This is a genomic window from Brevibacterium sp. BRM-1, from assembly GCF_026802075.1.
GTDB lineage: Bacteria > Actinomycetota > Actinomycetes > Actinomycetales > Brevibacteriaceae > Brevibacterium > Brevibacterium rongguiense.
In genome coordinates this window covers 1,584,860-1,610,972 of record NZ_CP113788.1, presented here as the reverse complement: position 1 = coordinate 1,610,972, position 26,113 = coordinate 1,584,860, and the positions used below count along the sequence as shown (strand labels likewise).

The window sequence follows — 26,113 nt, the reverse complement described above, 5'->3', positions numbered from 1 at the left end:
CCGCGGGTTGCTGCCACGGAAGACTTCACGCATCCTGGTAGACGGCCGTTTTCGTCCCCAACCCCGCAAAGGACCCGATGACACAGGGCAGAGAACCCTCCTCGTCGCCAGCCGACCCGCAGCCCGCGGGCGCGCACGCCGCACCCGGCTCCGCCGCCTCCGACGCGCCGGCGCCCGGCGAGGCCCCCACCGCCTTCTCCGACGCGCCCTCGACGGCGGTCGACCCCCGCGAGGAGCCCACAGCGGCCTCCCTCGAGGAGCGCCTGGGCCACGCCGACCGCTACGACTTCGTCGACCCGCTCGATCCCGACCGCCGCGAGGTCGAGCCCATCGACGACAGTGCCTCGGACGACGAGATCACCGACCAGCTGCGCGAACAGGGCGTGAAGATCGGCCGCGGCGGCGTCACCCCCGCCGTGTTCTACCCGGCGATCGGCATCGTCGTCCTCGTGACCGCGCTCGCCATGGTCTTCCCGGACGGCACGGGCGCGGTGCTCGAGTCCATCCAGGGCTGGATCGTGGCGGACCTGGGCTGGTTCTACATGCTCACGATCGGCATCCTCATCGGCTTCGCCGTGTTCTTCGGCGTCTCGAAGTACGGCCGGATCCGCCTGGGCCGCGACGGCGAGAAACCGGAGTTCGGCCTCCTGTCCTGGTTCGCCATGCTGTTCGCCGCGGGCATGGGGATCGGCCTCGTGTTCTTCGGCGTCGCCGAGCCGCTCACCTACATGACCTCGGACCCCAAGCCGGGCACCGAGGGGCCGCCGTCCGCGCTGGCGGAGCAGGGCCTCGCCCAGACGTTCATCCACTGGGGCCTGCACCCCTGGGCCTGCTACGCGATCATCGGCCTCGCGCTGGCCTACGGGATCCACCGCCGCGGCCGGCCCGTGTCGATCCGCTGGGCGCTCGAGCCGCTCTTCGGCGAGCGCATCAAGGGCTGGCTGGGAGACACCGTGGACGTCATCGCGGTGCTCGGCACGCTCTTCGGCGTGGCCACCTCGCTGGGCCTCGGCGTCCAGCAGATCGCCGCCGGCGTGCAGTCGATCGGCATCATCGGCGAGGTCAACAACACGATCCTCGTCGTCCTCATCGTCATCATCACGCTGCTCGCCACCACCTCGGTCGTCACCGGCCTGGGCGCGGGCATCAAGTGGCTGTCGAACATCAACCTGTCCGTGGCGGGCCTGCTGCTCATCTCGCTCATCATCATGGGCCCCACGGTCTTCCTGTTCCGCGAGATGATCCAGGCGTTCGGGCTCTACCTGGCCAACTTCTTCCAGATGACGTTCGACACCGCGGCCTACACGGGCGAGGAGGGCCAGACCTGGGCCTCGTCCTGGACGATCTTCTACTGGGGCTGGTGGATCTCCTGGGCGCCGTTCGTGGGCGTGTTCATCGCGCGCATCTCCCGCGGCCGCACCATCCGCGAGTTCATCGCCGGCGTCCTGCTGGTGCCCACGATGGTCAGCTTCGTGTGGTTCTCCGTGCTGGGCGGCATCGCGATCCACCGCCAGCTCACGCAGGGCGACCTGTGGCACGAGGGCGGCGAGGCGATCGTGCCGGAGAAGGCGCTGTTCACCGTGCTCAGCGACCTGCCGGCGGGCCCCGTGCTCTCTGTCGTCGCGATCCTGCTCGTGGCGATCTTCTTCATCACCTCCTCGGACTCCGGCTCACTCGTCGTGGACATGCTCTCCTCCGGCGGGCACCCGAACCCGCCGCTGTGGTCGCGCGTCGTGTGGGCCTTCCTCGAGGGCCTCGTCGCGATCGCGCTGCTGCTGTCGAACGGGCTGACCTCGCTGCAGGCGGGCTCGCTCATCACGGCGCTGCCGTTCAGCGTGATCCTCCTGCTCATGGCGTTCGCGACGCTCAAGACGCTCAAGCTCGACCACGCGATGGTGGAGGAGCAGAAGCTCCTCCACCGCGCGGAGGCGATCAGCGAGCACATCACGGACAGCATGGCCGACCGCGTCACCGGCCACGTCAACGAGCAGTTCGCCGGCGAGTGGGGCGAGGTGCTCGACGACCGGATCGACTACCGGATCTCGCGCACCCGCGCCGGCCGCGTGGACGGCGGGCGCGGGCGCACCGCGACGGGCGAGCAGCCCGCCGTGGCCGACCCGGATGCCGCGCGCAAGCGCGGCGGGAAGCCGCCCCGCAAGGGCTGAGGCAGCCCGCCTCGCGCGCAGGGGCCCGGTCGATCCACTCGGATCGGCCGGGCCCCTGCGCGCGTGCGCTGGCGGGGCAGCGGTGCTGCCCTGGCGCACCGACCGCTGCAGACCGTCCGCCGCGCCGCGCCGCGGCTCCCGGCGCTTTGACCCCGGCCGCGCCGGCCGCCGCGCCGGCCGCCGCGCCGGCCGCCGCGCTGGCCACTGCGTTCGGATCCCGGTTCGCCGGGCTCCTCCGCGCGCCGGCGCTAGGCGGCCCCCTCGGCAACCCAGCCGCCCCTCGGCGAAACCCAGCCGGCCCTTAGGTGAAGATGAGGTTCCAGGCGCCCGTCGCGACCGCCGCCGTGATGGCGGCGGCGGCCATCGCCGCGCTGCAGGCGATGAGCACCGCATCGCGCCCGCCCAGGCGCGAGGTGCGCGACCAGGTCCGCCCGGCGGTGCCGAAGGCACGGCCCTCCATGGCCATCGCGAGCCGTGTGCCCCGCCGGATCGCCTGGACGAGCAGGGCGAACGAGACGGGGAAGAACGCTGCGAGCTTCGCGAACGGCCCGGCGCCGCCCACGCCGCGGGCGCGGCGGGCCATCTGGAGGGTCGCCAGCTCGGCGGCGAAGAGTCCCACGAGGCGGGAGGCGGCCAGCGAGGCGAGCACGAACCGCTCGGGCAGCCGGCAGATCTGGACGAGCGAGTCCGCCAGCTCCGTCGAGTCGATGGACGCGGCGAGCAGCACGCACGGGAGCACGAGGTCGATCGTGCGCAGCGCCACGGCGAGCCCGGCCAGCAGCGAGCCGGTGGAGAACACGACCGGGCCCAGCTGCAGGAGCACGGTGCCGGACTTCTCCGAGAGCAGGGCGGTGCCGTAGCCGGCGCCCAGCGCGATGAGGGGGATGAACCACAGCCGCCTGGCGAGCACGGCCGCGCGCACGCCGGCCAGCGGCGCGGTGAGGGCGATGAGCGCGAGCATGAGCGAGGCGGAGACGATGTCGATGCTGAGCACGACCCCGAACGTGAGGACGGCCATCGCGATGATCTTGCCCACCGGATTGCAGCGGGTGACCCAGGTCCGGCGCGCCACGGGCAGCAGCGCGGCGACGGGGGGCGCCGCGGCGGGCTCGCTGCGGATGACGATGTCGCTCATCGCACCTCCTGCGGGCGCGGGGCCGGGGCGAACGCGCAGCGGCGCGCGCCCACCGCGGTGAGGAACTCCTCGTCGTGGCTGACTGCGAGGAGCGCACCGCCCGCGTCGACCTGGTCGCCCAGCAGCTCGGCGAGGCCGCGCCACGTGCGCGCGTCCTGGCCGAAGGTGGGCTCGTCGACGATGAGCACGGGCGGCTGCGCGGCGAGCATGCACGCCACGGACAGCCGCCGCTTCTCCCCACCGGAGAGCGTCTGCGGGTGGGCGGGGGCCAGGGCCTCCATCCGCAGCCGGGCGAGCAGCTCGTCCGCGCGGGCGGCGGCGATCTCCTCGCCCAGCCCGGCGCGCAGCGGCCCGAACTCCAGTTCCGCGCGCACGCTCGCCGCGATGAACTGGTGCTCGGGCTCCTGGAACACCGTGCCGATCCGGCTGACGAGCTCCTGGGCGCTCCAGCCGTGCGGCGCGCTGCCCCGGGGCCGGCCGGTGCCGGCGGCCAGCAGCGCGGGCTGCGCCCGGAGGGTCCCGGCCAGCGGCGGCAGCAGGCCGGCGAGGGTGAGCGCCGTCGTGGACTTGCCGGCGCCGTTGGGGCCGACGAAGCCGGTGGCGGTGCTCGCGCGGATGTCGAGGTCGATGCCCGCGGCCGTGAGCGCTCGCCCGCGCCCGGTTCCGAGCCCCCGCGCGCTCAGCAGCTCCTCACCGCCCGCGGCGCGCGCCCGCGGGGCGGGCAGGGGCAGGTCGGGCAGCCACAGGCCCGCGTCGAGCAGGGCCGGGCGCAGGCCGGCATCGGCCAGCACCGCCCGCGGCGGGCCATCGGCCAGCACGCCCTCGGGGCCCAGCACGACGACCCGGTCGACGTGGTCGGCCCAGATCTCCACGCGGTGCTCGACGACGAGCATCGTGGCTCCGGTCCGGGCCTGCGCGGCGAGCACGGCATCGCGGACAACGGTCACGGCAGCGGGGTCGAGGTTGGCGGTGGGCTCGTCCAAGACGATGACGTCCGGGGCCATGGCGATGACCCCGGCGATGGCGAGCCGCTGCTTCTGCCCGCCGGACAGGGCCTGCGTGGAGCGCTCCGGCGGCAGGGTCAGGCCCACGAGGTCGAGTGCGGCGGCGGCCCGGTGCGGGATGTCGGCGGCCGGGACGCGCAGGTTCTCCATCCCGAACGCCACGTCCGCGCCGATCGTTGCGAGGATGACCTGCGAGTCGGGGTCCTGGAGCACCAGGCCGGTGCGCCCGGCCGAGGGGTCGGGCTCTTGCCCGCCCACGAGCAGCTCGCCCTCCTGGTAGCCGGACTCGGCCGGCAGCACGCCGGCCAGGGCGTGGAGGAACGTCGACTTGCCCGCCCCCGAGGCGCCCGCGAGCAGCACGCGCTGGCCCGCGGGGACCTCGAGGTCGATGTGGGCGAGGGCCGCCCGCTTCCGGCCGGCGTGGCGCCAGCCGAAGTCGCGGGCGAGGATGTCCGCGGGCATCAGACCTCGCGGTTGGACCGTCCGGCGGCGAACGCGGAGAGCGCGCCGGTCTTCGCGACGGCCTTCATCGCCAGCCACGACACCAGGCCGGCGATGAGGGCACCGGAGATCGTCGTGGCGATGAAGAACACGACCTTCCACATGGTCGCCCATTCCGCGTAGTAGATGATCGCCTCGTGGATGCCCAGGGCCAGGCCGGCCAGTGCCCCGGACAGCAGGCCGACGGGCAGCGTGAAGCGGCGGTAGGCGAAGAGCGCGAAGGCGAGCTCCGCTCCGGCGCCCTGGAGCAGGCCGGAGAAGACGGCGCCCAGGCCGAACTGCGAGCCGAGGGCCGCCTCGATGACCGCGGCGAGCAGCTCGCAGAACAGGGCCGCGCCCGGCTTGCGGATGATGAGCCCGGCCAGCGGGCCGGCGATCACCCAGCCGCCGGTCAGCAGGCCGCCGGCCGGCGGGAACGCGGCGAACGGCACCTGCATGACCGACCACGAGGCCGACCACAGGGTGAAGATGAGGCCGCACGCGACGGCGAGGACGGCGGCGACGACGATGTCGACGACCCGCCACGCATAGGCCGGGCGGGCGCGGCGGTCGGATGTCGGTGCGGTCATGAAGATCCTCCTTATGGCAAGGAGGGGTGAAGAGACTCGACTTCCTTCGGCGGTATGAGCCGCATCAGGTTCGAGGGTCTGCGCGCTGCGCACTCTCAGCGCCCCTGACGGCGCTCCCCTGTCGTGGGGCCCAGACTACACAATCCGCAGGACTCTGGGGAGATTCCCAGCCGCGCCCGGGCCGAGGTGCCGCGCGCAGGCGCACCGGCCCGCGCCTCGGGCGCGGGGGAGGGGCTACGGGAGGAGGCCCAGGTGGGCGAGCGCGGCCTTGACGACGTGCTGCTGGCCGTGGGAGAGCTCGGAGAGCGTCTCGCGGCGCAGCGCCTCGGCGGGCGTGAGCCAGTCGAGGCTCAGGGCGTCCTGGCGGGGCGTGCACTCGCCCTGGACCGGCACGATGTAGCACAGCGCGATCGCGTGCTGGCGGGGGTCGAAGAACTTCGACTCGCCCTCGGTGGGGAAGTACTCGGCCACGTGGAAGGGGGTCAGCGAGGGCGGCAGCAGCGGCAGCGCGAGCGGGCCCAGGTCCTTCTCGCAGTGGCGGGTGAGCGCGCGGCGCAGCGGCTCGTGGAAGCGAACGCGCCCGCCCACGATCTCGCGGCCGAGAGTCCCGTCGGCCATGGTGCGCAGCAGCAGGCCCACCCGCTCGGGGGCGCCGCTGTCGCCCAGCTGCACGGGGACCGCGTTGACGTAGGCGATGGGCAGCCGGCGGCGCAGCTGCGCGATCTCGTCCGGTTCGAGCCAGTTGTCGTCGTAGTCCAGGGCTGTCCGCGTCATGGAGTCATCGTGACACATCGGGGCCCTCCGGCGAGCGCGGCGGGAGGGGGACGATGGCCGCCGCGGGCCATCCCGGGCGCCCCGCCCTTGGCCGCTGCCGCGCGGTGAAGTACCTTGATGTCAAGATATTTCCGGGCCGGTGGGGCGCGCTGCGCCGGCGGGCCGGAGGTTAGAGTGGTGGCGAAGTGCGCCACCGCACACTGTCGACGTTGACACGAAGGAGAGCGTCCGTGATCGATCACGAAGTCCGCACCTACAAGAGCTCCGAGAAGCTGGCGCGCGAAGACCAGCTCGCCCACAAGATCGCCTCGGTGGCCGCGGATCCGGTCCCCGTGGACCCGCAGGTCTCCGAGATGGTGGTCAACCGGGTCATCGACAACGCCGCCGTCGCCGCCGCCTCGGTGCGCCGCAAGGCCCCCACCCACGCCCGCGAGCAGGCCCTGCCGCATGCGCTCACCCCCGGCTCCACGGTGTTCGGCGAGGCCCTGAGCACGACGATCTCCCCCGAGTGGGCCGCATTCGCCAACGGCGTGGCGGTGCGCGAACTCGACTTCCACGACACGTTCCTCGCCAAGGAGTACTCGCACCCCGGCGACAACATCCCGCCCATGATCGCGGTCGCCCAGCACCTGGGCGTCGGCGGGGCGGACCTCATCAACGGGATCGCCACCGGCTACGAGATCCAGATCGACCTGGCCAAGGGCATCTCGCTGCACGAGCACAAGATCGACCACGTCGCCCACCTCGGGCCCTCGGTGGCCGCCGGCCTGGGCGCCATGCTCCACCTGCCGGTCGACGTCACCTACCAGGCGATCGGCCAGGCGCTGCACGTCACCACCGCCACCCGCCAGTCGCGCAAGGGCGAGATCTCCTCGTGGAAGGCCCACGCCCCGGCGTTCGCCGGCAAGATGGCGATCGAGGCCGTCGACCGCGCGATGCGCGGCGAGGGCTCGCCGAGCCCCATCTACGAGGGCGAGGACGGCGTCATCGCCTGGATCCTCTCCGGACCGGACGCCCGCTACACGGTGCCGCTGCCCGGTGCCGGCGAGGCCAAGCGCGCGATCCTCGACTCCTACACGAAGGAGCACTCCGCGGAGTACCAGGCGCAGGCGCTCATCGACCTCGCGCGCAGGATGGGCGCGCAGATCGCGGACAAGTCCACGATCAAGAAGATCACCATCCACACCTCGCACCACACGCACAACGTCATCGGCACCGGCGCCGAGGATCCGCAGAAGATGGACCCGAAGGCCAGCCGCGAGACGCTCGACCACTCGATCATGTACATCTTCGCCGTCGCGATGGAGGACGAGGGCTGGCACCACGAGCGCTCCTACGCCCCCGAGCGCGCCGGCCGGCCGGAGACCGTCGAGCTGTGGCACAAGATCGAGACGCGCGAGGACCCGGAGTGGACCCGCCGCTACCACTCGACCGATCCGGACGAGATGGCCTTCGGCGGCCGCGTGGAGATCGAGTTCGAGGACGGCTCGACGCTCGTCGACGAGCTGGCCGTGGCCGATGCCCACCCGCTGGGCGCCCGGCCCTTCGCGCGGGAGAACTACGTGGAGAAGTTCCGCACGCTCTCCGAGGGCATCGTGAGCGAGGCCGAGCAGAACCGCTTCCTCGACCTCGCCCAGAACCTCGAGCAGCTGGGCGCCGACGACATCCGCCAGCTCAGCTTCGTCGTCGAGGGCCTGGGCCACTCGGGCTCGAAGGGGATCTTCTGATGCTCGGGGCCACCGCCACCGCGCACGAGCGCCGGGTGCGCTTCCGCGAGCTGCTCGCCGCCGATGCGATCGCCCAGTTCCCGGGCGCGATCAACCCGATCAACGCCCAGCTCATCGAGCAGGAGGGCTTCGAGGGCGTCTACATCTCCGGCGGCGCCTTCTCCGCCGCGCAGGGCCTGCCGGACATCGGCCTGACCACGCTGACGGAGGTCGCCGACCACGGCCGGGCGATCGCGCGGGTGACGAACCTGCCCACGTTCATCGACGCGGACACGGGCTGGGGCGAGGCGATGAACGTCGCCCGCACCGTCCAGGAGTTCGAGGACGCCGGGCTCTCCGGCATGCACCTCGAGGACCAGGTCAACCCCAAGCGCTGCGGCCACCTGGACGGCAAGGAGGTGGTGAGCCGCGCCGAGATGGTCAAGCGGGTCTCCGCCGCCGTCAAGGGCCGCCGCGACGACGCATTCGTCATCAGCGCCCGCACGGACGCCCGGGCGGGCGAGGGACTCCAGGCCGCGATCGATCGGGCCAAGGCCTACGTCGATGCCGGCGCGGATCTCATCTTCCCCGAGGCGATGCGCGACCTGGGCGAGTTCGAGACGTTCGCCAACGCCGTCGGCGCGCCGATCCTGGCGAACATGACGGAGTTCGGCAAGAGCGAGCTCTTCACGACGCAGCAGCTCGCCGATGCGGGGGTGTCGATGGTCATCTACCCCGTCACCACCCTGCGCATCGCCATGGGCGCGATCAAGCGCGGGCTGGCCACGATCCGCTCGGAGGGGACGCAGGCCTCGCTCGTCGAGGGCATGCAGACCCGCGCGGACCTCTACGACACGATCGACTACAACGCGTACAACGACTTCGACGCGAGCATCTTCAACTTCTCTCAGGAGGGCCACCAGTGAGCGAGCAGGACATCAAGAAGGGCCTCGCCGGCGTCGTCGTCGACACGACCGCCGTCTCGAAGGTCGTCCAGGAGACGAACTCCCTGACCTACCGCGGCTACCCCGTCCAGGAGCTCGCCGCCGCGTGCAGCTTCGAGGAGGTCGCCTACCTCATCTGGCACGGCGAGCTGCCCACCCGCGCGCAGCTTGACGAGTTCACCCGCAGCGAGCGCGACAAGCGCGAGATCGACCCCCAGCTCGTCGACCTCCTGCTGTCGCTGCCGCGCGACTCCCACCCCATGCACGTCGTGCAGACGGCCGTCGCCTACCTGGGCGCCGTGGACCCCCACGCCGATGAGACGGGGGAGGAGGCCAATCGCCGCATCGCCGAGCGCCTCTACGCCCAGCTGCCCACGATCGTCGCGATCGACCACCGGCGCCGCCACGGGCTGGACCCGGTCGCCCCCTCGAAGGACCTGGGCTACGCGGCCAACTTCTTCCACATGGTCTTCGACGAGGTCCCGGCCGAGGAGATCGTCCGCGCGTTCGACATCTCGATGATCCTCTACGCGGAGCACTCGTTCAACGCCTCCACGTTCACCGCCCGCGTCATCACGTCGACCACCTCGGACATGTACTCCGCGGTCGCCGGGGCCGTGGGCGCGCTCAAGGGCCCGCTGCACGGCGGTGCCAACGAGGCCGTCATGGCGATGCTCGAGGAGGTCGGCACGGCGGATCGGGCGTCGGAGTGGATCGACCGGGCGCTGGCGGAGAAGAAGAAGATCATGGGCTTCGGCCACCGGGTGTACAAGAACGGCGACTCGCGCGTGCCCACCATGCGCAAGGCGTTCGAATCGATGGTGGAGGTCACCGGCGACACCCAGCTGCTCGACCTCTACAACGCCTTCGAAGAGGACTTCGTGGGCCGCAAGGGCATCTACCCGAACCTCGACTACCCATCCGGGCCCGCCTACCACCTCATGGGCTTCGACACCGAGCAGTTCACGCCCATCTTCGTCATGGCCCGCATCACCGGATGGACCGCGCACATCATGGAGCAGCAGGCCGCGAACGCGCTCATCCGCCCGCTGAGCGCCTATGACGGGCAGGAGCAGCGCGAGGTCCCGGCCGACCGCGGCTGAGCGATGACCGCGCAGCAGACCGGCCGGGCGGCCGATCGCGAGGGCTTCGCCTACTCCGTCGCCGACGGCGTCGGCACCCTCGTCATCGACCGCCCGGCCAAGCGCAACGCGCTCTCGCGCGCCATGTGGCAGGCGCTGCCGGGCATCCTGCACGACATCGACGCGGACCCCGAGGTGCGCGTCCTCATCCTCACCGGCGCCGGCGGGCACTTCTCCGCGGGCTCGGACATCCACGACCTCGACGTGCCGCTCGCCGAGTTCTGGGAGACCAACTCCGCCGCCGAGGCGGCCCTCGCATCCGTGGACATCCCCACCATCGCCGCGATCGAGGGCAACTGCGTGGGCGGGGGCACGGAGCTCGCGGCGGCCTGCGATGTGCGCATCGCGGCGCCGGGCACCATCTACGGCGTCACGGCCGCGAAGCTGGGCCTCGTCTACCCCCCGGGCCCCACCCGGCGGCTGGCCGCGATCCTGGGCGAGTCCTGGGCGCGGTACTTCCTGCTGACCGCGGAGATCATCGACTTCGACGAGGCGCTGCGCCTGGGCTTCATCCACCGGTCCGCCGATGAGCCGCTGGCCGCCGCGCGGGAGCTCGCGGCCACGATCGCCGGGCGCTCGGCGCTCAGCCAGACGGGGGTCAAGCGGATCCTGCGGGGCGCGGAGCCGTCGCCGGAGGCCGCCGGCTGGCTCGCCGAGGCGTACGCCCACGAGATCACCGAGGGGCAGCGGGCGTTCTTCGCCAAGGAGGCGCCGGCGTTCACCACCCGCCGCCAGGACTGGGAGGCGTGAGGGCGGGCGCCGGTGAGCGCCCGCGCGCTCAGCGCGCGCCGTGCGCGGCGTCGGTGCCCAGGACGTAGGCGACCTGGGCGATGTGCTCGGCGGCGTCGACGCTCACGCTGATGAGCCGCCCGGCCCGGGTGACGGGCGGATCCCACTGCTCGTCGATGACCTCGGCGACCTGCGCCTCGGTCAGCTGCGAGACGTAGTCGACCTGCGCCTCGGTCGCGGCCTCGATGTAGTCGATGAGCAGGCGCGGATCGTCGACGACGATCCGCTCCGCCTGCTCGGCCGACTGGCCGTAGCCCATCTGCGCGGCGCCCAGCTCGGCATCGTCCAGGCCCAGGTCGAAGCGCGCGTCGAACCCCTGGGCGGTCCACACCTGCTCGGTGCCCGCCAGGTCCGCGATCTGCACGTCGATCTCGCGGCCCGTGTGCCACAGCAGCCACGCCGGCGAGTTCGGGTGGCCGCCCACGTGGACGTTGAGCACCGCAGGGTCGAGCGAATCGGCGATGGCGGCAAGCGAATCGGCGGGCCGGCGGGCGAGGTCGGTGAGGATGGCGATCGATTCCATGCCTGCACACTAATGCGCCGCGGCGGTGGCGAAAAGGGCGCCGCCAGCAGGAATGATCTCCCGGGGCGCCGTGTTCTACACCGTGTAGCAAGAAAAACCACAACCCGAGGAGGAAACGCGATGGCAGACAATGCCCCGTTCAAGGCGTCCCACGAGCTGGCCGAGAACCTGCAGAGCGTCGTCACCGATCTCATCGACCTGAGCCTGGTGGGCAAGCAGGCCCACTGGAACATCCTGGGCACCAACTTCCGCGACCTCCACCTCAACCTCGACGAGGTCATCGACATCGCCCGCGAGGGAGCGGACGACTTCGCCGAGCGGATGCGCGTGCTCTACGCCGTGCCCGACGGCCGCGCGGTCGTCGTCGCCAAGGAGTCCAGCCTCCCGGCGTTCCCCGAGGGCGAGATCTCCACGCACGATGCGGTGGACCGCATCACCGATGCGATCTACGCCGCGACCGGCACGATGCGCAAGATCCATGACGCCGTGGACGCGGCCGACCCCACGACCGCGGACATCCTGCACGAGTACACCCAGAAGCTCGAGCAGCAGGCCTGGTTCATCTCCGCGGAGAACCGCAAGCCCGCCGCGAAGTAACCCGCCGCACCTCACGCCGTCCGGCGCCACGGCCGAACGGCGCACGGCATCGGCCGTGCTCAGCATGTGAGTCCTCATCCGGCCGACGCCCACAGGGGCCCGGCAGCCGCGCGCTGCCGGGCCCCTGTGCGCGCCCTGCGCCTCCTGGACGGGCGGCGGACAGGCACCGTGCCCGGCGCGGATACACTGGCCCGATGCGCCTAGCGGTCCTCGACATCGGGTCGAACAGCATCCACCTCCTCGTCGTCGACGCCCACGTGGGCGCGCCGCCGCTGCCCGCGACCTCCCACAAGGAGGTGGTGCGCCTCGCCGAATACCTCAAGCCCGACGGCTCGATCTCCGGCTACGGGCGCGATCGCCTCATCGCGTTCTGCCGCGAGGCCATCGACATCGCCGAGGACCAGGGGGCCGAGCAGATCCTCGCCTTCGCGACCTCCGCCATCCGCGAGGCGCCCAACGGCGAGGAGGTCATCGAGGCCATCCGCACGGCCTCCGGCCTCGACCTGACCGTCATGACCGGCGACGACGAGGCGCGCATCACGTTCCTGGCCGCCCGCCGCTGGTTCGGCTGGTCGGCCGGCAACATCCTCCTCCTCGACATCGGCGGCGGCTCGCTCGAGATCGCGGCCGGACACGACGAGTACCCCGAGGCCTCGCTGTCCGTGCCGCTGGGCGCGGGCCGGATGCACGCGGACTTCCTGCCGGACGAGGCGCCCTCCGAGGAGCAGCTCGCCCGGCTGCGCCACCACGCCCGCCGCACGATCGGCCGGATCGCCGGCGACATCAACCGGGTGGGCGCGCCGGAGAACGTCGTCGGCTCCTCGAAGACCTTCCGCTCGCTGGCCCGGATCGCCGGCGCCGCCCCGAGCGCCGACGGCATCTTCGTGCCCCGCACCCTCTCCCGCCGCGACCTGCCCGGCATCGTCGACGCCCTGGCCAGTCGCACGAACGCCGAGCGCGCCCAGCTGCCCGGCGTCTCCGAGGCCCGCGCCGGCCAGGTGCTCGCCGGTGCGATCGTCGCCGAGGCCGCATTCGCGATCTTCGGCATCGAGCGTATGAGGATCTCCCCGTGGGCGCTGCGCGAGGGGATCATCCTCCGGCGGCTCGACCTCCTCGACTCCGCGGAGGCGCTCTCGCCCTCCGATGCCGCCCACCGCACGCTCGCGGCCGCGGGTCGCAGCTGAGGCGCCGCACCGCCTGGCGCACGGGCTCCCGCGTCGTCTGCCACCTCTGGGGCATTCCGCGCCCGCGGGCCCTCGGGCCCGCCGGCCCGCACGTCCACCCGCTGGCCGCCTGCGCGCCAGACGGCCACCGGTCCCGAGGGGGTCATGGCCCGCGGCCGGGCGCCAGTAGACTAAGCGCCGTGAGCGGGAAGAGCGAAGACAGCGAGACGGACCGGCCGACCCCGGCGCGCAGGGCACTGACCGCCAAGAACTCGGCGAAGGCGAACTCCCGCCGGCACCGCGAGTACTTCGCGGCCAACCCGGTCTACGAGCAGGGCGCCGGCCACGTCTCTGACCACGAGATCCGCATCGGACTCTCCTCCTCCTCCGTGTCCCCCATGACGGTCGAGGAGACCTTCGACACCGCGGCCCGCCTGGGCTACGACGGCGTGGAGATCATGGTGACGAACAACCGCGGCACGCAGGACGCAGAGCTCATGCGCGCGGAGTCGCAGCGCACCGGCCTGCCCGTCATGTCGCTGCACGCGCCCACCCTGCTGCTCATGCCGCGCGTCATGCACCGCGACCACTGGGAGAAACTGCGCCTGACCTGTGAGCTCGCCGCGCGGGCCGGCGCCCGCACCGTGGTCCTCCACCCGCCGTTCCGCTGGCAGGGCGACTACGCCCGCGACTTCGTGCCCGGGGTGCGCCGGATGGCAGCCGAGACCGGGATCGCGCTGGCGGTGGAGAACATGTACCCGTGGCGCGCCGGCGTGCGCGAGATCCTCGTCTACCAGCCGGACTGGAATCCGCTCGACGAGGACTACGACGCCATGACCTTCGACTTCTCCCATGCCGCGACGGCCGGGATGAACGCGCTGGAGACGGTGGCCGAGATCCGCGACCGGCTGGCGGTCGTTCACCTCACCGACGGCTCCGGCTCCCTCAAGGACGAGCACCTGGTGCCCGGCCGCGGGCGCATGCCCGTCGCGGAGACCCTCCAGCACCTCGCCAAGCACAACTGGGCCGGCGACGTCGTCGTCGAGGTCAACACCCGCCTCGTCGCGAAGAAGGCCACCCGCGATGCGATGCTCGCCGAATCCCTCGCCTTCGCCCGGCGCCACCTGGGCCTCACCGCCGCCCGATGACGGCGGCAGTGTGCCCAGCGGGCCGGTGCCGCGGCCGAGGCGCGGGCCCGGCCGGCGCCTCGCGCTCGGCTCGCTGAGCGCAGCCGCACCGACACCCCACTACCTCCCCACCGAAAGGACGGCAGTCAGCATGACGCCAACGATTGCATTCCTGGGCACCGGAAACATGGGCGCCGCCCTGCTGGCGGGCATCCTCGCCGCGGGCGAGGACCACGTCGCCCGCGACCGGGTGCACGCCACGACGAAGTCGGAGGAGTCCGCGCGCGCGCTCGCCGAGCGCCTCGACGTCCCCGCGACCTCGCTCGAGTCCGAGCCGGATGCCAACCGCGAGGCCGTGGACGGCGCGGACTTCGTCTTCCTGGGCGTCAAGCCGTGGATGATGCGCGGGACGCTCGCCGACCTCGCGGGCGCGCTGCCGGCCCGCGCCGTCATCGTGTCCATGGCGGCGGGCTTCTCCGCCGCGCAGATCCAGGAGCTCGCCCCGGACAACCCGGTCGTGCGGATCATGCCGAACACCCCCTCCGCACTGGGCCGCGGCGTCATCGCGCTGGCGGCCGGGGAGGGCGTCGACGAGGACCAGCGCGCGCAGCTGAGCGCGCTGCTGTCCGGCGCGGGCGAGGTCTTCGAGGTCAGCGAGGAGCAGATCGGGGCGATGACGGGCATCTCCGGCTCCGGCGTGGCGTACTTCTTCTACCTCGCCGAGGCGCTCGTCGCCGCCGGCGTGGAGCTGGGACTGGACGAGGAGACGGCGCGCGGGATGGTCGTGCAGACGGCCGTGGGCGCCGGTGCGCTGCTGGCCGACGGGGGCGACCCGGCCGCGCTGCGCAACGCCGTGACGAGCAAGGGCGGCACCACGCACGCGGCCATCACCGCGCTCGCCGACGCCGACTTCGAGGCGGTCGTGGCGCGCGCCGCCACCGCCGCCCGGGATCGCGCCGCGGAGATGGAAGCGGAGAACCAGCAGGGCTGAGCGCCCGCCTGCCGCAGGAGCGCCCGCTGGGCTCCCGCGCTACGGGCGGCCGGCGAAGCGGCCCAGCAGCTCCACATTGCCCGCCACGATGAGCACGTCCTGGGCGCCGATGCGGGTGCTGGGCTCCGCGTACGTGAAGTCCCGCCCGGGGCTCTTCACGCCCACGACCGTGACCCCGTACGTGTCCCGGATGCGCGACTCGCCCAGCGTGAAGCCCTGGACCTCCTTGGGCGGGCGCATCTTCACGACCGCGAAGTGGCCCTCGTCGAACTCGATGTAGTCGAGCATCCGCGAGGACACAAGGTGGGCCACGCGCGCCCCGGCCTCGGACTCGGGGAAGAGCACGTGCTCCGCGCCGATCCGGCGCAGGATCTTGCCGTGGGCGTTCGAGATCGCCTTCGCCCACACCTGCGAGATGCCCAGGTCCACGAGGTTCGCGGTGGTGAGCACGCTCGCCTCGATCGAGGTGCCGATGCCCACGACGGCGGTCGTGAAGTCCTCGGCGCCCACCTGGCGCAGCGCCTCGATGTTCGTCGAATCGGCCTCGACGACGTGGGTGAGGCGGCCCGTCCACTGCTGGACGACCTCCGGGCTGCGCTCGATCGCCATGACCTCGCGGCCCAGGCTCATGAGCCCCTCCGCGGTAGCCGAGCCGAAGCGCCCCAGCCCGATCACGAGGATCGAGGACGCCTCCCGCTCGGAGGACTTCTTGGCCACGCGCTCTCCTTCTCACTCGTCATCACAGGCTCAGACATCGTCACAGGGCCGGTCGCACTGTCGTCCTGCCCCGCAGGGCCATTCGCATCCCGGCGTGCGCCGCGGTGCTCAACCGATGATCGGCCGCTCCTCGGGGAAGCGGTACAGCCGCTGGGTGTCGCGCTGGGAGACCGCCGCCGCCAGCGTAATCGTACCCAGCCGGCCCAGGAACATGAGGACGGAGAGGACGTAGAGGCCGGCGGGCGGCGAGGCCTCCGTCACGCCGGAGGACAGCCCGCAGGTGCCGAACGCGGAGATGACCTCGAAGAGCACGAGGTCGAGCTTGAGGTGGGTGACCTGGAGCATGATGAGCGTGCCGACGATGACGATCGTGAAGCCCGCCAGGGTCACGGAGATCGCCACCTTGATGACCGAGGGGTCGATGCGCCGCTGGAAGGCGCTGACATCGCGCAGGCCACGGGCCTCCGACCAGGCGGCGAGCACGAGGATCGCAAGCGTCGTGACCTTGATGCCGCCGGCCGTGGACGAGGAGCCGCCGCCGATGAAGATGAGGACGTCGACAAGCAGATGGCTGCTGGCCGACATGTCCGGCACGCTCACCGTGGAGAACCCGCCCGAGCGAGTCATCACGGACATGAAGAGCGCCTCGACGTTCGTGTCCCAGAAGCCGTGGGCGCCCAGCGTGCGCGGATTGCCCGCCTCGAAGAGGAGGAGGAAGGCGAAGCCCACCGCCACGAGGATCCCGGAGGTCGCCAGCGTGAGCTTCGTGTGCAGGTCCCAGCGCCGCGGTCGGCGCCACAGGAAGGTGACCATGAGGATGACGGGGAAGCCCAGGGAGCCCACGAACACCGCGAGCATGATGACGATGAGGATCAACGGATCGTTGGCGAAGTGCTCCATGCCGCCGGAGTGGATCGTGAAGCCCGCGTTGTTGAACGCGGAGATCGCATAGAACGCGGAGTGCCAGACCGCATCGCCCAGCTCCTCGCCGCGCAGCAGGAAGCGGGGCAGGAGCAGGGCGAAGACCACCGCCTCGGCGACGACGATCGTGCCGACGACCACGCGCAGCAGCGTGCCGACCTGGCCCAGCTTGAACGTGTTCGTCGCCTGCGCCGCGATGAGCCGCTGGCGCACGCCCAGCTTGCGGGAGACGACCATGCCGAGCACCGAGGCCAGGGTGAGGATGCCCAGGCCGCCCACCTGGATGCCAGCCGTGATGACGGCGACCCCGAAGTCCGACCAGTACTCCTCCGTGACCACCGGCGTCAGCCCGGTCACGCACACGGCGGACACGGCGGTGAAGACGGACTTCGCAATCGAGATGTCACCGGGGTCGCGGTGGGCGATCGGCAGGCACAGCAGGACGGCGAAGACCGCGATGACGCCCACGAACGAGACCATCGCAAGGCGAGCGGGGGAGGAGTCGGCGACCCTGTCGACGAAGTCGCGCAGGCGCCGGCCCGGGGCGAACACGCGCTCGCTCATGGGGTCCCCGGGCAGTCTGCTCACCCGGACATCCTACGGCGAGCCCGCGCTGCCCCGGGGGAGCCCGCCCCGGGCTGTCCCGGCGCCCGCCCACGCTGCGCAACTCCGCGCCCGAGGCGCGGGCGGGCGGGTGCGCGCCCGCACCTCGGGCGGGGCGTGACCGGGGTTACAGTTGACGCATGAGTGCGGCAGAAACCGACGTGCTCGTCATGTGGGACGAGTCGCTGACCGAGTACAACTTCGGGCCCAGCCACCCCATGAACCCGCTGCGCCTGGACCTCACGGCCAAGCTCGCCACCGACTTCGGGCTCTTCGACGCCCCGAACATCACGATCGAGGCGATCCCGCAGGTGGACGAGGCGGAGCTCGCCCGGCTGCACAAGCCGGACTTCATCGCCGCCGTCAAGGACGCCGGGCGGGTCTCCCAGGTCGACGAGCACACGCAGGCCGCCTACGGGGTGGGCACCGAGGACGTGCCGCGCTTCAACTCGATCCACGAGGCCTCCGGGCGGATCTTCCAGGCCAGCGTCGAGGCCGCGCGCGCGATCGCCGGCGGCCGCTACGACCGGGCGGTGAGCTTCGCCGGCGGCATGCACCACGCGATGCCCGGCAAGGCGGCCGGATTCTGCGTGTACAACGACTGCGCCGGCGCCGTCCAGCAGTTCCTCGACGCGGGCTACGAGCGGGTCGCCTACATCGACTTCGACGCGCACCACGGCGATGGCACGGAGTCGTTCTTCTGGGACGATCCGCGCGTGCTCACCGTCTCCGCCCACGAGAACGGGCGGTTCCTGTTCCCGGGCACGGGCTTCGCCAACGACATCGGGGGGCTCAAGGCCGCCGCGAGCGCCGTCAACATCTCGCTGCCCCCGCGCACCGGGGACGCGGACTGGCTGCGCGCCATCGACGCGGTGGTCCCGCCCGTGCTGCGCGGCTTCGATCCGCAGGTCATCGTCTCCCAGCACGGCTGCGACGGCCACCGCCTCGACCCCCTCACCCACCTGCGGGTCAGCGTCGACGCGATGCGCGTGGCCGCCACGTGGGTCCGCGGACTCGCCGAGGAGCTCACCGACGGCAAGTGGCTGGCCGTGGGCGGCGGGGGCTATGCGCTCATCGACGTCGTCCCGCGCGCCTGGGTCCAGCTCGTCGCGATCGCCGCGGGCCGCGATATCGAGCCCGCCGCCGAGGTGCCCCAGCGCTGGCGCGACTACGTCCTCGCGCTCACCGACCGCGACGCACCCGTGCGCATGACCGACGGCTCCGATGCGGACTTCGCGCCGTGGTCGCGCGGCTACGATCCCGAATCCGACCTGGACCGCACGGTGATGAGCACGCGCAAGAACATCTTCCCCTTCTTCGGGCTCGACGCGTACTACGACTGAGCCGCCGGCGCCCGCCTGTCGCCCATCTCTCCCGACGCTCGTTTGGGAAAAGGCCGCGCGGCCGATACCATAGAGCGGTTACGTTCAGCCCGTGAGCCCCGTGTTCGCGGGAGTTTCCGACGCAAAGGAATCACTGTGGGTTCAGTCATCAAGAAGCGCCGCAAGCGCATGGCCAAGAAGAAGCACCGCAAGCTTCTGCGCAAGACCCGTCACCAGCGCCGCAATAAGAAGTAAGGCGCGCAGGGCCGCAGTGTCCGACCCCCGTCGCACCGGCGGCGGGGTTTCGTGCTGTCGTGGGCGTGCCCGCGTCCGGCACGCGCTCGGCCCGGTCCGCAGCGCCGTGGAGTGCGCATGAGCCTCAAGCTGACCCTCATCACCCGCGAGGGCTGCCACCTGTGCGCGGAGGCCGCGCCGATCGTCGCCCAGGAGGCGGCTGCGCGCGGCCTGTCCGTCGCGGTGCGCGATGTCGATGCGGACCCCGACCTGCTCGCCCGCTACGACTGGGAGGTGCCGGTCGTGCTCATCGGCGGGCGCCAGCACAGCTTCCACCGGGTCGACCGGCGGCGCCTGGCCGCCGCGCTCGACCGCGCGATGGCGGCACGGGGAGCCCCGGACCAGCCCGGGCCGCCCGGCACCGCCGGGCACTGAGGCGCCGGCCACCACAGCACTGGGCGCTGAACGGCCGAGGCGCTGGACGACTGAGGTGCTGGAGGACCGAGGCGCTGAACGACTGAGGTGCTGAGGCGCTCCAGCGCTGCGGCGCTGCGCCGCTGGGCACCGAGCCCCCCGCTGGGCCCGCGCAGCGCTCGGCACCCGCAGCGGGCAGCACCCGCATGCGCACCCGCTGCGGCGGGTGCGATCCCGCCCGGCGCGCAGCCGGGCGGCCGCGGACCCGCCGCCGGCGGGCCCGCACGGAGGACAGGAGTGAGATCGGTGGACAGCGCAACACAGCTGCGGCCCGGCCCCGCCGTGCCCGAAGTCCCCGCCCCGGTCGTCTCCCGCCTGCCCGCCTACCTCCACGCGCTCGAGGAGCTCGTGGCCGAGGGCCGCACGACCGTGTCCAGCGAGGAGCTGGCCGGCAAGTGCCAGGTGGGCGCCGCGATCCTGCGCCGCGACCTCTCCCAGGTCTCCGCCGTGGGCCGCCGCGGCGTCGGCTACGACTCCACCGCGCTCACCCGCGCGATCCGCGGCTTCCTCGACGTGGACTCCCGCCGGGCCGTCGCGATCGTCGGCGTGGGGCGCCTGGGCACCGCGCTCGCCCACTACCCGGGCTTCCTGCCCGCCGGCTTCGAGATCGCCGCGGTGTTCGACGACGACCCCGCCAAGATCGGCACGGCGATGGGCGGGCTCACGGTGCGCCACCCCGACGACCTGGCGGCCGTCATCGCCCGGACCGGCATCGACCTCGCCGTCCTCGCCGTGCCCGCCGAGGCCGCCCAGGCCACCGCGGATGCGTGCGCCGCCGCGGGGGTGCGCGGCCTGCTCAACTTCGCACCCGTGCTCGTGAGCTCCCCGGAGCACGTCCACGTGCGCTCGATCGACCTGGCCTCGGAGATGCAGCTGCTGGGCTTCTACGCCCCAGCCGCCGCCCCCGACCCCACAAGCACTGAGCCCGCGAGCGCTGAACCCGCGGGCGCCGCCCCCGCAGCACCCGCGCCCGGCCCCGCCCCCCGCGACGGGGCGCCGGACGCTCCCTCCGCCGCGCCGGCGCCGTCCGGCACAGCACCGCATCGGCACCCGGACCCCGGGTCCCAGGAGATGACACCATGACCCTGCTCGTTCTGGGGATCAACCACCGTTCCGCCCCGATGTCCGTGCTCGACGCCATCGCGCTCGACCGCGAGGGGATCGCGGCCCTGCGCGCGGGGATGCTCGCCGGGGAGTACGTCAGCGGCGGCGCCGCGCTCGCCACCTGCAACCGGGTCGAGCTCATCGCCGATGTCACCTCGTTCCACGGCGGCCTCGCGGACATGGGCAGCGCGCTCGTCACCGCCACCGGCCTGGACTGGCGCGAACTCGCCCAGTACCTCACCGTCTACTTCGACGACCGCGCGCAGGAGCACCTCTTCACCGTCGCCGCGGGCCTGGACTCGATGGCGCTGGGCGAAGCGCAGATCCTCGGCCAGCTGCGCCGGGCCTACACGGCCGCGCGGGAGGCCGGCGCCCTGTCCGGTCCGCTGACCCGCGCCCTCGAGGCCGCCCTCGAGCTGGGCAAGCGCGCCCACGCCGAAACCCCCCTCGACAGCGTCTCCCAATCGCTGCTCGACGCCGCCCTGACCGCCGCGGCCCACCACGTGGGGCCGATCGCGCAGGCCAATGCGCTCATCATCGGCGCCGGAGCCATGTCCGGCCTGGCCGCCGCGACCCTCGCGCGCGCCGGCACCGCCTCGATCACCATCCTCAACCGCACGCTCGTCAAGGCGCAGCGGCTGGCCGACTCCGTGGGCGGGCGCGCCGTCGAGTTCGACGAGCAGTCCCTCATCGCCGAGGTGGCGGCCGCCGACGTCGTCATCTCCGTCACGGGCGCGCGCGGCACGGTCCTCGACCGCGACCGCGTCATCGCGGCCCTGCAGGCCAAGGCCAAGCCGCGGCAGAACACGTTCCTCATCGACCTGGCCCTGCCCCACGACATCGCCCCCGATGTCGCGGACCTGCCGCACATCCGTCTGCTGGGCCTCGAGGACCTCTCGCGGATGTTCGCCGACGCCAGCCAGGAGGCCGGGTCCGACGTCATCGCGGTCATCGCCGAGGTGCGCGGACTCATCCGCGAGGCCATGGACGCCGACGCCCAGCGCCGCGCTGCCAACCGGATCAGCCCCACCGTCGCGGCGCTGCGCGAGCAGGCGGCGGCCGCCGTCGAGGCCGAGTTCGAGCGCGTGGCCAACAAGCTGGGCGAGCGCGCCGACGCGGCGGTGCTCAAGGAGATCCGCAAGAGCCTGCGGCGCACCGCGGACAAGATCATCCACACGCCCACGGTGCGGGTCAAGGAGCTCTCCGCCGAGGACTCGGGCGTCGACTACGCCGCCGCGCTGACGACGCTGTTCGACCTGTCCTCGGCGCCCGCCGTGCGCGCGGACACGATCTCCGACCTCCAGCGGCCCGGCGCCGCCCCGATGGCCCGCAGCGGCCCGAGCGCAGCCCCGCGGCGCCCCGGCGGGGCCGAGCGGTCACCGGTCGCCGCCGACGGCCTGACCCCCGTGGCCGACCACACCCTCGACGTCGTCGAGCCCGCCCACTACACGGGCCGCACGGTCAAGCTCGGCACGCGCCGGTCCCAGCTCGCCCGCGCCCAGTCCACGGCCCTGGCCCAGCAGCTCGCCGCCCAGACGGGCTGGCGGGTCGAGATCTGCGAGGTCGTCACCGAGGGCGACATCAACATGACCCCGCTCGCCGCGCTGGGCGGCACCGGCGTGTTCGTCTCCGCCGTGCGCACGGCGCTGCTCACGGGCAAGGTCGACATCGCCGTGCACTCGCTCAAGGACCTGCCGACGGCCCCGGCCGCGGGCATCGACCTGGCCGCCGTGCCCCCGCGCGTCGACCCCTCCGACGTCCTTATCGCCCGCGACGGGCTGACCCTGGCCGAGCTGCCCGCCGGCTCCGTGGTGGGCACCGGCTCACCGCGCCGCGCGGCCCAGCTGCGCGCGGCGCGCCCGGACATCGAGGTACGCGGCGTGCGCGGCAACGTCGACACCCGCATCCGCCACGTCACCGAGGGCCGGCTGGACGGCGTCGTCCTCGCCGCGGCCGGGGTGCGCAGGCTCGGGCGGCTGAGCGAGGTCACCGATGTGCTCGCCACCTCCGTCATGCTGCCCGCGCCCGGACAGGGCGCCCTGGCCGTGGAGTGCCGCGCCGCGGACGCGGACATCGCCGCGACGGACGCCGAGCTGCGCGAGGCGCTGGCCGGCCTCCACGACGAGGCCGCCGCCCTGTGCGTGCTCAGCGAGCGCGCCGTGCTCTCGCGCGCCGAGGCGGGCTGCTCGGCGCCCATCGGCGCGCTCGCCGAGCTCGACGGCGAGGCGCTCACCCTCACGGCGGTCATGGCCGACGACGAGGGCCGCCTCCAGCAGGTCAGCCGGTTCGCCCGCCTCGCCGCCAGCGTGGGCAGCGCCGATGCCGGGGCCGCCGCGGACAACCGGCGCAGCGCCCGCGAGCTGGGCTACCTCAGCGCCGACGAGCTGCTCGGCGCACTCGGCGAGGTGCCCGGCACCTCGGCGCCGGGGGCCAACGCGCCCCGAACCCATGTGGAGACTGCGAGGGGCGTGAGCCGATGAGCGACGAGACGAAGGACACCGCCCCCGCGGATCCCGGGACCCGGGTGGAGGGCGCGCCCGCCGCGGGCGACCCCGCGCATGCCCAGGCGCCGCTGCGCGAGAGCCCCCACGTGTACTTCCTCGGCGCCGGACCCGGCGACCCGGGGCTCATGACGATGCGCGGCGCGGACCTGCTCGCGGCCGCCGGCGTCGTCGTCCACGACGAGCGCATCCACGACGACATCCTCGACGCCTACCTGCCGACGGCGGCCCGGCGCATCGACGCCGCGGAGCTCGGCACCTCGGCGACCACCCGCGGGCGCCGGCTCGCGGCGCTGGCCCAGGAGGAGGGCGTCGTCGTGCGGCTCGTGCCCTACGACGGCGTGCTGTTCTCCACGACGACCGATGAGGCCGCCGCCGTCCACCGCGGCGACGTGCCGTTCGAGATCGTGCCCGGCATCGGGCTCAGCGCCGCCGTCTCCGCCTACACGGGCACGCCCCTGACGACGAACCGGGTGCGCTCGGTGCGCTTCGTCGAGGCCGGCGAGCAGAGCCACGTCGACGTCTCCAAGCACCGCAACACGGGCCACGTGCTCATGGGCTCGCCCCAGGAGATGACCGCCGGCATCCGCGCGCTGCTCGCCGACGGCTGGGACCCGCAGACTCCCGCGCTCATCGCGGCCAACGTCTCCACGATCAGCCAGCTCACCATCGAGACGGCGCTGGGCGCTGCCCCGGACCGGATCGCCGAGGAGATCGCCGACGAGCACCTCACCGTGCTCCTGGGCCAGGGCATCGCCGCCCGCTCCGAGCTGTCCTGGTTCGAATCGCGCCCGCTGTTCGGCTGGCAGGTGCTCATCCCGCGCACCAAGGAGCAGGGCGCGGACACCTCCGAGGTGCTCGCCGAGTTCGGCGCCGTGGGCACCGTCGTGCCGACGATCGCGATCCAGCCCCCGCGCACCCCGCAGCAGATGGACAAGGCGATCCGGGCGCTCGTCGACGGCGACTACCAGTGGGTGGGCTTCACCTCCGTCAACGCCGTGCGCGCCGTGCGCATGCGGCTGGCGAACCTGGGCCTCGACACCCGCAGCCTGGCCGGCGTCAAGGTGGCGGCCGTGGGCGGCAAGACCGCCGAGGCGCTGGGCGAGTGGGGCATCGACCCCGACCTCGTGCCCACCGCCGAGCAGTCCGCCCGCGGGCTCGCCGCGATCTGGCCCGAGTTCGACGACGAGGGCGGCTTCAACCGCGTCCTCCTGCCGCGCGCCGACATCGCCACCGAGGTGCTTGTGACGGGTCTCACCGAGCGCGGCTGGCAGGTCGACGACGTGACGGCGTACCGTACGGTGCGTGCGGCCCCGCCGCCCGCTCCGGTGCGCGACGCCATCAAGGGCGGCGAGTTTGACGCGGTGCTCTTCACCTCGTCGTCGACCGTGCGCAACCTCGTGGGGATCGCGGGCAAGCCGCACCCCACCACGGTCGTCGCGTGCATCGGCCCGGCCACGGCGCAGACCGCGCGCGACCACGGCCTGCGCGTGGACGTGACCGCACCCGAGGCGAACGTGGGCGCCCTCATCGATGCCCTCGTCGCCGACGCCCGGCGGATGCGCGACGAAGACCTCGCCGCGGGTCTCGCCCCGCTGCGCCCCTCGCAGAAGAGGCGCAGCCGTTCCAGGAGGAGCTGACATGCCCGACTACTCGCTGGCTCCGGGAGCCATCCGCCCCCGCCGCCTCCGCCGCACCCCCGCCCTGCGCCGCCTCGTCGCGGAGCACCGCCTGAGCCCCGCCGAGCTCATCGAGCCCATGTTCGTCAAGGAGGGCCTCGAGGCCCCCGTCGAACTCGCGACGATGCCCGGCGTGAGCCAGCACAGCCTCGACTCGCTCGTTGCCGCCGCGCAGCGCGCCGCCGATGCCGGGGTGGGCGGCGTCATGCTCTTCGGGATCCCGGCCCACCGCGATGCGACCGGCTCGGCCGCCGATGACCCGGGCGGCATCCTCAACCGGGCCATCGCGGCCGTGCGGGACGCCGTGGGCGAGCGCCTCGTCGTCATGGCCGACCTGTGCCTCGACGAATTCACCTCGCACGGCCACTGCGGCGTGCTCGCAGCCGACGGCGGCGTCGACAACGACGCCACCCTGGACCGCTACGTGTCCATGGCGCTCGCCCAGGCGCGCGCCGGGGCGCAGGTGCTGGGCCTGTCGGGCATGATGGACGGCCAGGTGGCCGCCGTGCGCACGGGCCTCGACGAGGCGGGACTCCTCGACACCGTCGTCATGGACTACACGGCGAAGTACTCCTCCGCCTTCTACGGGCCCTTCCGGGAGGCCGTCGACTCGCAGCTGACGGGCGACCGGCGCACCTACCAGCAGGATCCGGCCAATGGCCGCGAGGCGCTGCGCGAGCTCGACCTCGACCTCGCCGAGGGCGCCGACATCGTCATGGTCAAGCCGGGCATGCCCTACCTCGACGTGCTCGCAGAGGTCGCAGCGGCCAGCCCCGTGCCGGTGTGGTCCTACCAGATCTCCGGGGAGTACGCGATGATCGAGTTCGCCGCCCGGGCCGGCGCGATCGACCGCCGCGCCGCGATCCTCGAGTCGCTCATGGGCTTCAAGCGCGCCGGCGCGGACGCCGTGCTCACCTACTGGGCCACCGAGGCGGCCGGGTGGCTGCGGGAGACGGCGTGAGCGAGCCGCGCTGGCTCGACGACGGGCAGCAGCGCGCGTGGCGCAGCCTGCTCGAGGGCTTCTCGCTGCTGAGCGCGGAGCTCGAGCGCGGGCTGCGCACCCGCTTCGGGCTCGGGATGGGGGAGTACGAGGTCCTCGTGCGCCTCTCCGAGCGCCCCGACCACTCGATGCGGATGGCGGAGCTCGCCAACGGCACAGTGATGTCGCGCTCCCGGCTGACCCACGTGGTCGGCCGGATGGAGCGCCGCGGCCTCCTCGAGCGCACGGCCACCGCGGAGGACGGGCGCGGCGTGCTGTGCTCCATGACCGAGGCCGGCTGGGAGCTGCTCAAGGCCGCCGCCCCGTACCACGTCGAGGACGTGCGCGAGAACCTCATCGACCTCATCGACGCCGAGGACACCCAGGCGCTCGCCCGCGCCATGGGCGCCGTGGCGAAGCACATGCGCGGGCAGCGCTGAGCCCCGCGA

General features: G+C 72.9%; 24 protein-coding genes and 1 riboswitch. Of the genes, 17 read left to right on the top strand and 7 right to left on the bottom strand.

Features of this window, described 5'->3' with window-relative positions; all coding sequences use genetic code 11:
- Positions 1-77 precede the first annotated feature (77 nt).
- A complete protein-coding gene (locus BRM1_RS07130) occupies positions 78-2,165 on the top strand; it encodes a BCCT family transporter (protein ID WP_268524807.1) in 2,088 nt (695 codons plus the stop codon).
- A gap of 301 nt (positions 2,166-2,466) precedes the next feature.
- On the opposite strand, the gene BRM1_RS07125 is transcribed toward BRM1_RS07130, so the two are convergent.
- The 4 genes from BRM1_RS07125 to BRM1_RS07110 form a co-directional block, all read right to left on the bottom strand.
- The gene (locus BRM1_RS07125; protein ID WP_268524805.1) at positions 2,467-3,300 is read right to left on the bottom strand and encodes an energy-coupling factor transporter transmembrane component T family protein; all 834 of its coding nucleotides are present in this window, start codon (positions 3,298-3,300) and stop codon (positions 2,467-2,469) included.
- Positions 3,297-4,766, bottom strand: coding sequence for an ABC transporter ATP-binding protein (locus BRM1_RS07120; protein ID WP_268524803.1), 1,470 nt, complete (start codon positions 4,764-4,766; stop codon positions 3,297-3,299). Before BRM1_RS07120 ends, BRM1_RS07125 begins: the two co-directional genes overlap by 4 nt.
- A complete protein-coding gene (locus BRM1_RS07115; protein WP_268524802.1) occupies positions 4,766-5,374 on the bottom strand; it encodes an ECF transporter S component in 609 nt (202 codons plus the stop codon). Before BRM1_RS07115 ends, BRM1_RS07120 begins: the two co-directional genes overlap by 1 nt.
- A 24-nt stretch (positions 5,375-5,398) precedes the next feature.
- Positions 5,399-5,504, bottom strand: a riboswitch (TPP riboswitch).
- A 104-nt stretch (positions 5,505-5,608) separates the two neighbouring features.
- Positions 5,609-6,148, bottom strand: coding sequence for a DUF4916 domain-containing protein (locus tag BRM1_RS07110; RefSeq protein WP_268524801.1), 540 nt, complete (start codon positions 6,146-6,148; stop codon positions 5,609-5,611).
- 230 nt (positions 6,149-6,378) lie between these two features.
- On the opposite strand from BRM1_RS07110, the gene BRM1_RS07105 reads away from it, so the two are divergent.
- From BRM1_RS07105 to BRM1_RS07090, 4 genes are read left to right on the top strand one after another with little or no spacing between them, the layout of a single operon-like run.
- Positions 6,379-7,875, top strand: a complete 1,497-nt coding sequence (locus BRM1_RS07105; RefSeq protein WP_268524799.1) for an MmgE/PrpD family protein — start codon at positions 6,379-6,381, stop codon at positions 7,873-7,875.
- Positions 7,875-8,780, top strand: coding sequence for a methylisocitrate lyase (gene prpB, locus BRM1_RS07100; protein ID WP_268524798.1), 906 nt, complete (start codon positions 7,875-7,877; stop codon positions 8,778-8,780). Before BRM1_RS07105 ends, prpB begins: the two co-directional genes overlap by 1 nt.
- A complete protein-coding gene (locus BRM1_RS07095) occupies positions 8,777-9,901 on the top strand; it encodes a bifunctional 2-methylcitrate synthase/citrate synthase (protein ID WP_160953352.1) in 1,125 nt (374 codons plus the stop codon). The genes prpB and BRM1_RS07095 overlap by 4 nt, the downstream gene beginning before the upstream one ends.
- Positions 9,902-9,904: 3 nt before the next feature.
- On the top strand, positions 9,905-10,690 hold the full coding sequence (locus BRM1_RS07090) for an enoyl-CoA hydratase/isomerase family protein (RefSeq protein WP_268524795.1): 786 nt from the start codon (positions 9,905-9,907) through the stop codon (positions 10,688-10,690).
- A gap of 28 nt (positions 10,691-10,718) precedes the next feature.
- Here the strand turns inward: BRM1_RS07090 and BRM1_RS07085 are convergent, their stop codons facing one another.
- Positions 10,719-11,252 (bottom strand): mycothiol transferase, encoded by a 534-nt coding sequence (locus tag BRM1_RS07085; protein ID WP_268524793.1) that lies wholly within the window; start codon positions 11,250-11,252, stop codon positions 10,719-10,721.
- Between the two features lie 120 nt (positions 11,253-11,372).
- On the opposite strand from BRM1_RS07085, the gene BRM1_RS07080 reads away from it, so the two are divergent.
- The 4 genes from BRM1_RS07080 (at position 11,373) to proC (ending at position 15,130) form a co-directional block, all read left to right on the top strand.
- Positions 11,373-11,849, top strand: a complete 477-nt coding sequence (locus BRM1_RS07080; RefSeq protein ID WP_268524791.1) for a Dps family protein — start codon at positions 11,373-11,375, stop codon at positions 11,847-11,849.
- Between the two features lie 194 nt (positions 11,850-12,043).
- Positions 12,044-13,033, top strand: a complete 990-nt coding sequence (locus tag BRM1_RS07075) for a Ppx/GppA phosphatase family protein (RefSeq protein WP_160953348.1) — start codon at positions 12,044-12,046, stop codon at positions 13,031-13,033.
- Positions 13,034-13,212: 179 nt separating this feature from the next.
- Positions 13,213-14,160 (top strand): sugar phosphate isomerase/epimerase family protein, encoded by a 948-nt coding sequence (locus BRM1_RS07070; RefSeq protein ID WP_268524789.1) that lies wholly within the window; start codon positions 13,213-13,215, stop codon positions 14,158-14,160.
- Positions 14,161-14,290: 130 nt separating this feature from the next.
- Entirely contained in the window at positions 14,291-15,130 is an 840-nt protein-coding gene (proC, locus tag BRM1_RS07065) for a pyrroline-5-carboxylate reductase (RefSeq protein ID WP_268524786.1), read from the top strand.
- A gap of 39 nt (positions 15,131-15,169) precedes the next feature.
- On the opposite strand, the gene BRM1_RS07060 is transcribed toward proC, so the two are convergent.
- A complete protein-coding gene (locus tag BRM1_RS07060) occupies positions 15,170-15,847 on the bottom strand; it encodes a potassium channel family protein (RefSeq protein ID WP_160953345.1) in 678 nt (225 codons plus the stop codon).
- A gap of 108 nt (positions 15,848-15,955) precedes the next feature.
- Positions 15,956-17,332, bottom strand: a complete 1,377-nt coding sequence (locus tag BRM1_RS07055; RefSeq protein WP_160953361.1) for a TrkH family potassium uptake protein — start codon at positions 17,330-17,332, stop codon at positions 15,956-15,958.
- A gap of 179 nt (positions 17,333-17,511) precedes the next feature.
- Between BRM1_RS07055 and BRM1_RS07050 the strand changes: the two genes are divergently transcribed.
- From BRM1_RS07050 to BRM1_RS07015, 8 genes are all read left to right on the top strand, one after another.
- Positions 17,512-18,714: an acetoin utilization protein AcuC gene (locus BRM1_RS07050; protein WP_268524783.1), complete on the top strand. Its 1,203-nt coding sequence runs from the start codon at positions 17,512-17,514 to the stop codon at positions 18,712-18,714.
- 135 nt (positions 18,715-18,849) lie between these two features.
- Positions 18,850-18,948, top strand: a complete 99-nt coding sequence (locus BRM1_RS07045; protein WP_003792170.1) for a 30S ribosomal protein bS22 — start codon at positions 18,850-18,852, stop codon at positions 18,946-18,948.
- A gap of 117 nt (positions 18,949-19,065) precedes the next feature.
- Entirely contained in the window at positions 19,066-19,362 is a 297-nt protein-coding gene (locus BRM1_RS07040) for a glutaredoxin family protein (RefSeq protein WP_268524780.1), read from the top strand.
- A gap of 285 nt (positions 19,363-19,647) precedes the next feature.
- Positions 19,648-20,484 carry a redox-sensing transcriptional repressor Rex gene (locus BRM1_RS07035; RefSeq protein ID WP_268524778.1) on the top strand — a complete coding sequence of 279 codons (837 nt, stop codon included), beginning with the start codon at positions 19,648-19,650 and terminating at the stop codon, positions 20,482-20,484.
- A complete protein-coding gene (gene hemA, locus BRM1_RS07030; RefSeq protein ID WP_268529668.1) occupies positions 20,481-22,985 on the top strand; it encodes a glutamyl-tRNA reductase in 2,505 nt (834 codons plus the stop codon). The genes BRM1_RS07035 and hemA overlap by 4 nt, the downstream gene beginning before the upstream one ends.
- Positions 22,982-24,646: a uroporphyrinogen-III synthase gene (locus BRM1_RS07025; RefSeq protein ID WP_268529643.1), complete on the top strand. Its 1,665-nt coding sequence runs from the start codon at positions 22,982-22,984 to the stop codon at positions 24,644-24,646. Before hemA ends, BRM1_RS07025 begins: the two co-directional genes overlap by 4 nt.
- 1 nt (position 24,647) lies before the next feature.
- Positions 24,648-25,646, top strand: coding sequence for a porphobilinogen synthase (gene hemB / locus BRM1_RS07020; protein WP_268529641.1), 999 nt, complete (start codon positions 24,648-24,650; stop codon positions 25,644-25,646).
- A complete protein-coding gene (locus tag BRM1_RS07015) occupies positions 25,643-26,104 on the top strand; it encodes a MarR family winged helix-turn-helix transcriptional regulator (RefSeq protein ID WP_268529639.1) in 462 nt (153 codons plus the stop codon). The genes hemB and BRM1_RS07015 overlap by 4 nt, the downstream gene beginning before the upstream one ends.
- Positions 26,105-26,113 lie beyond the last annotated feature (9 nt).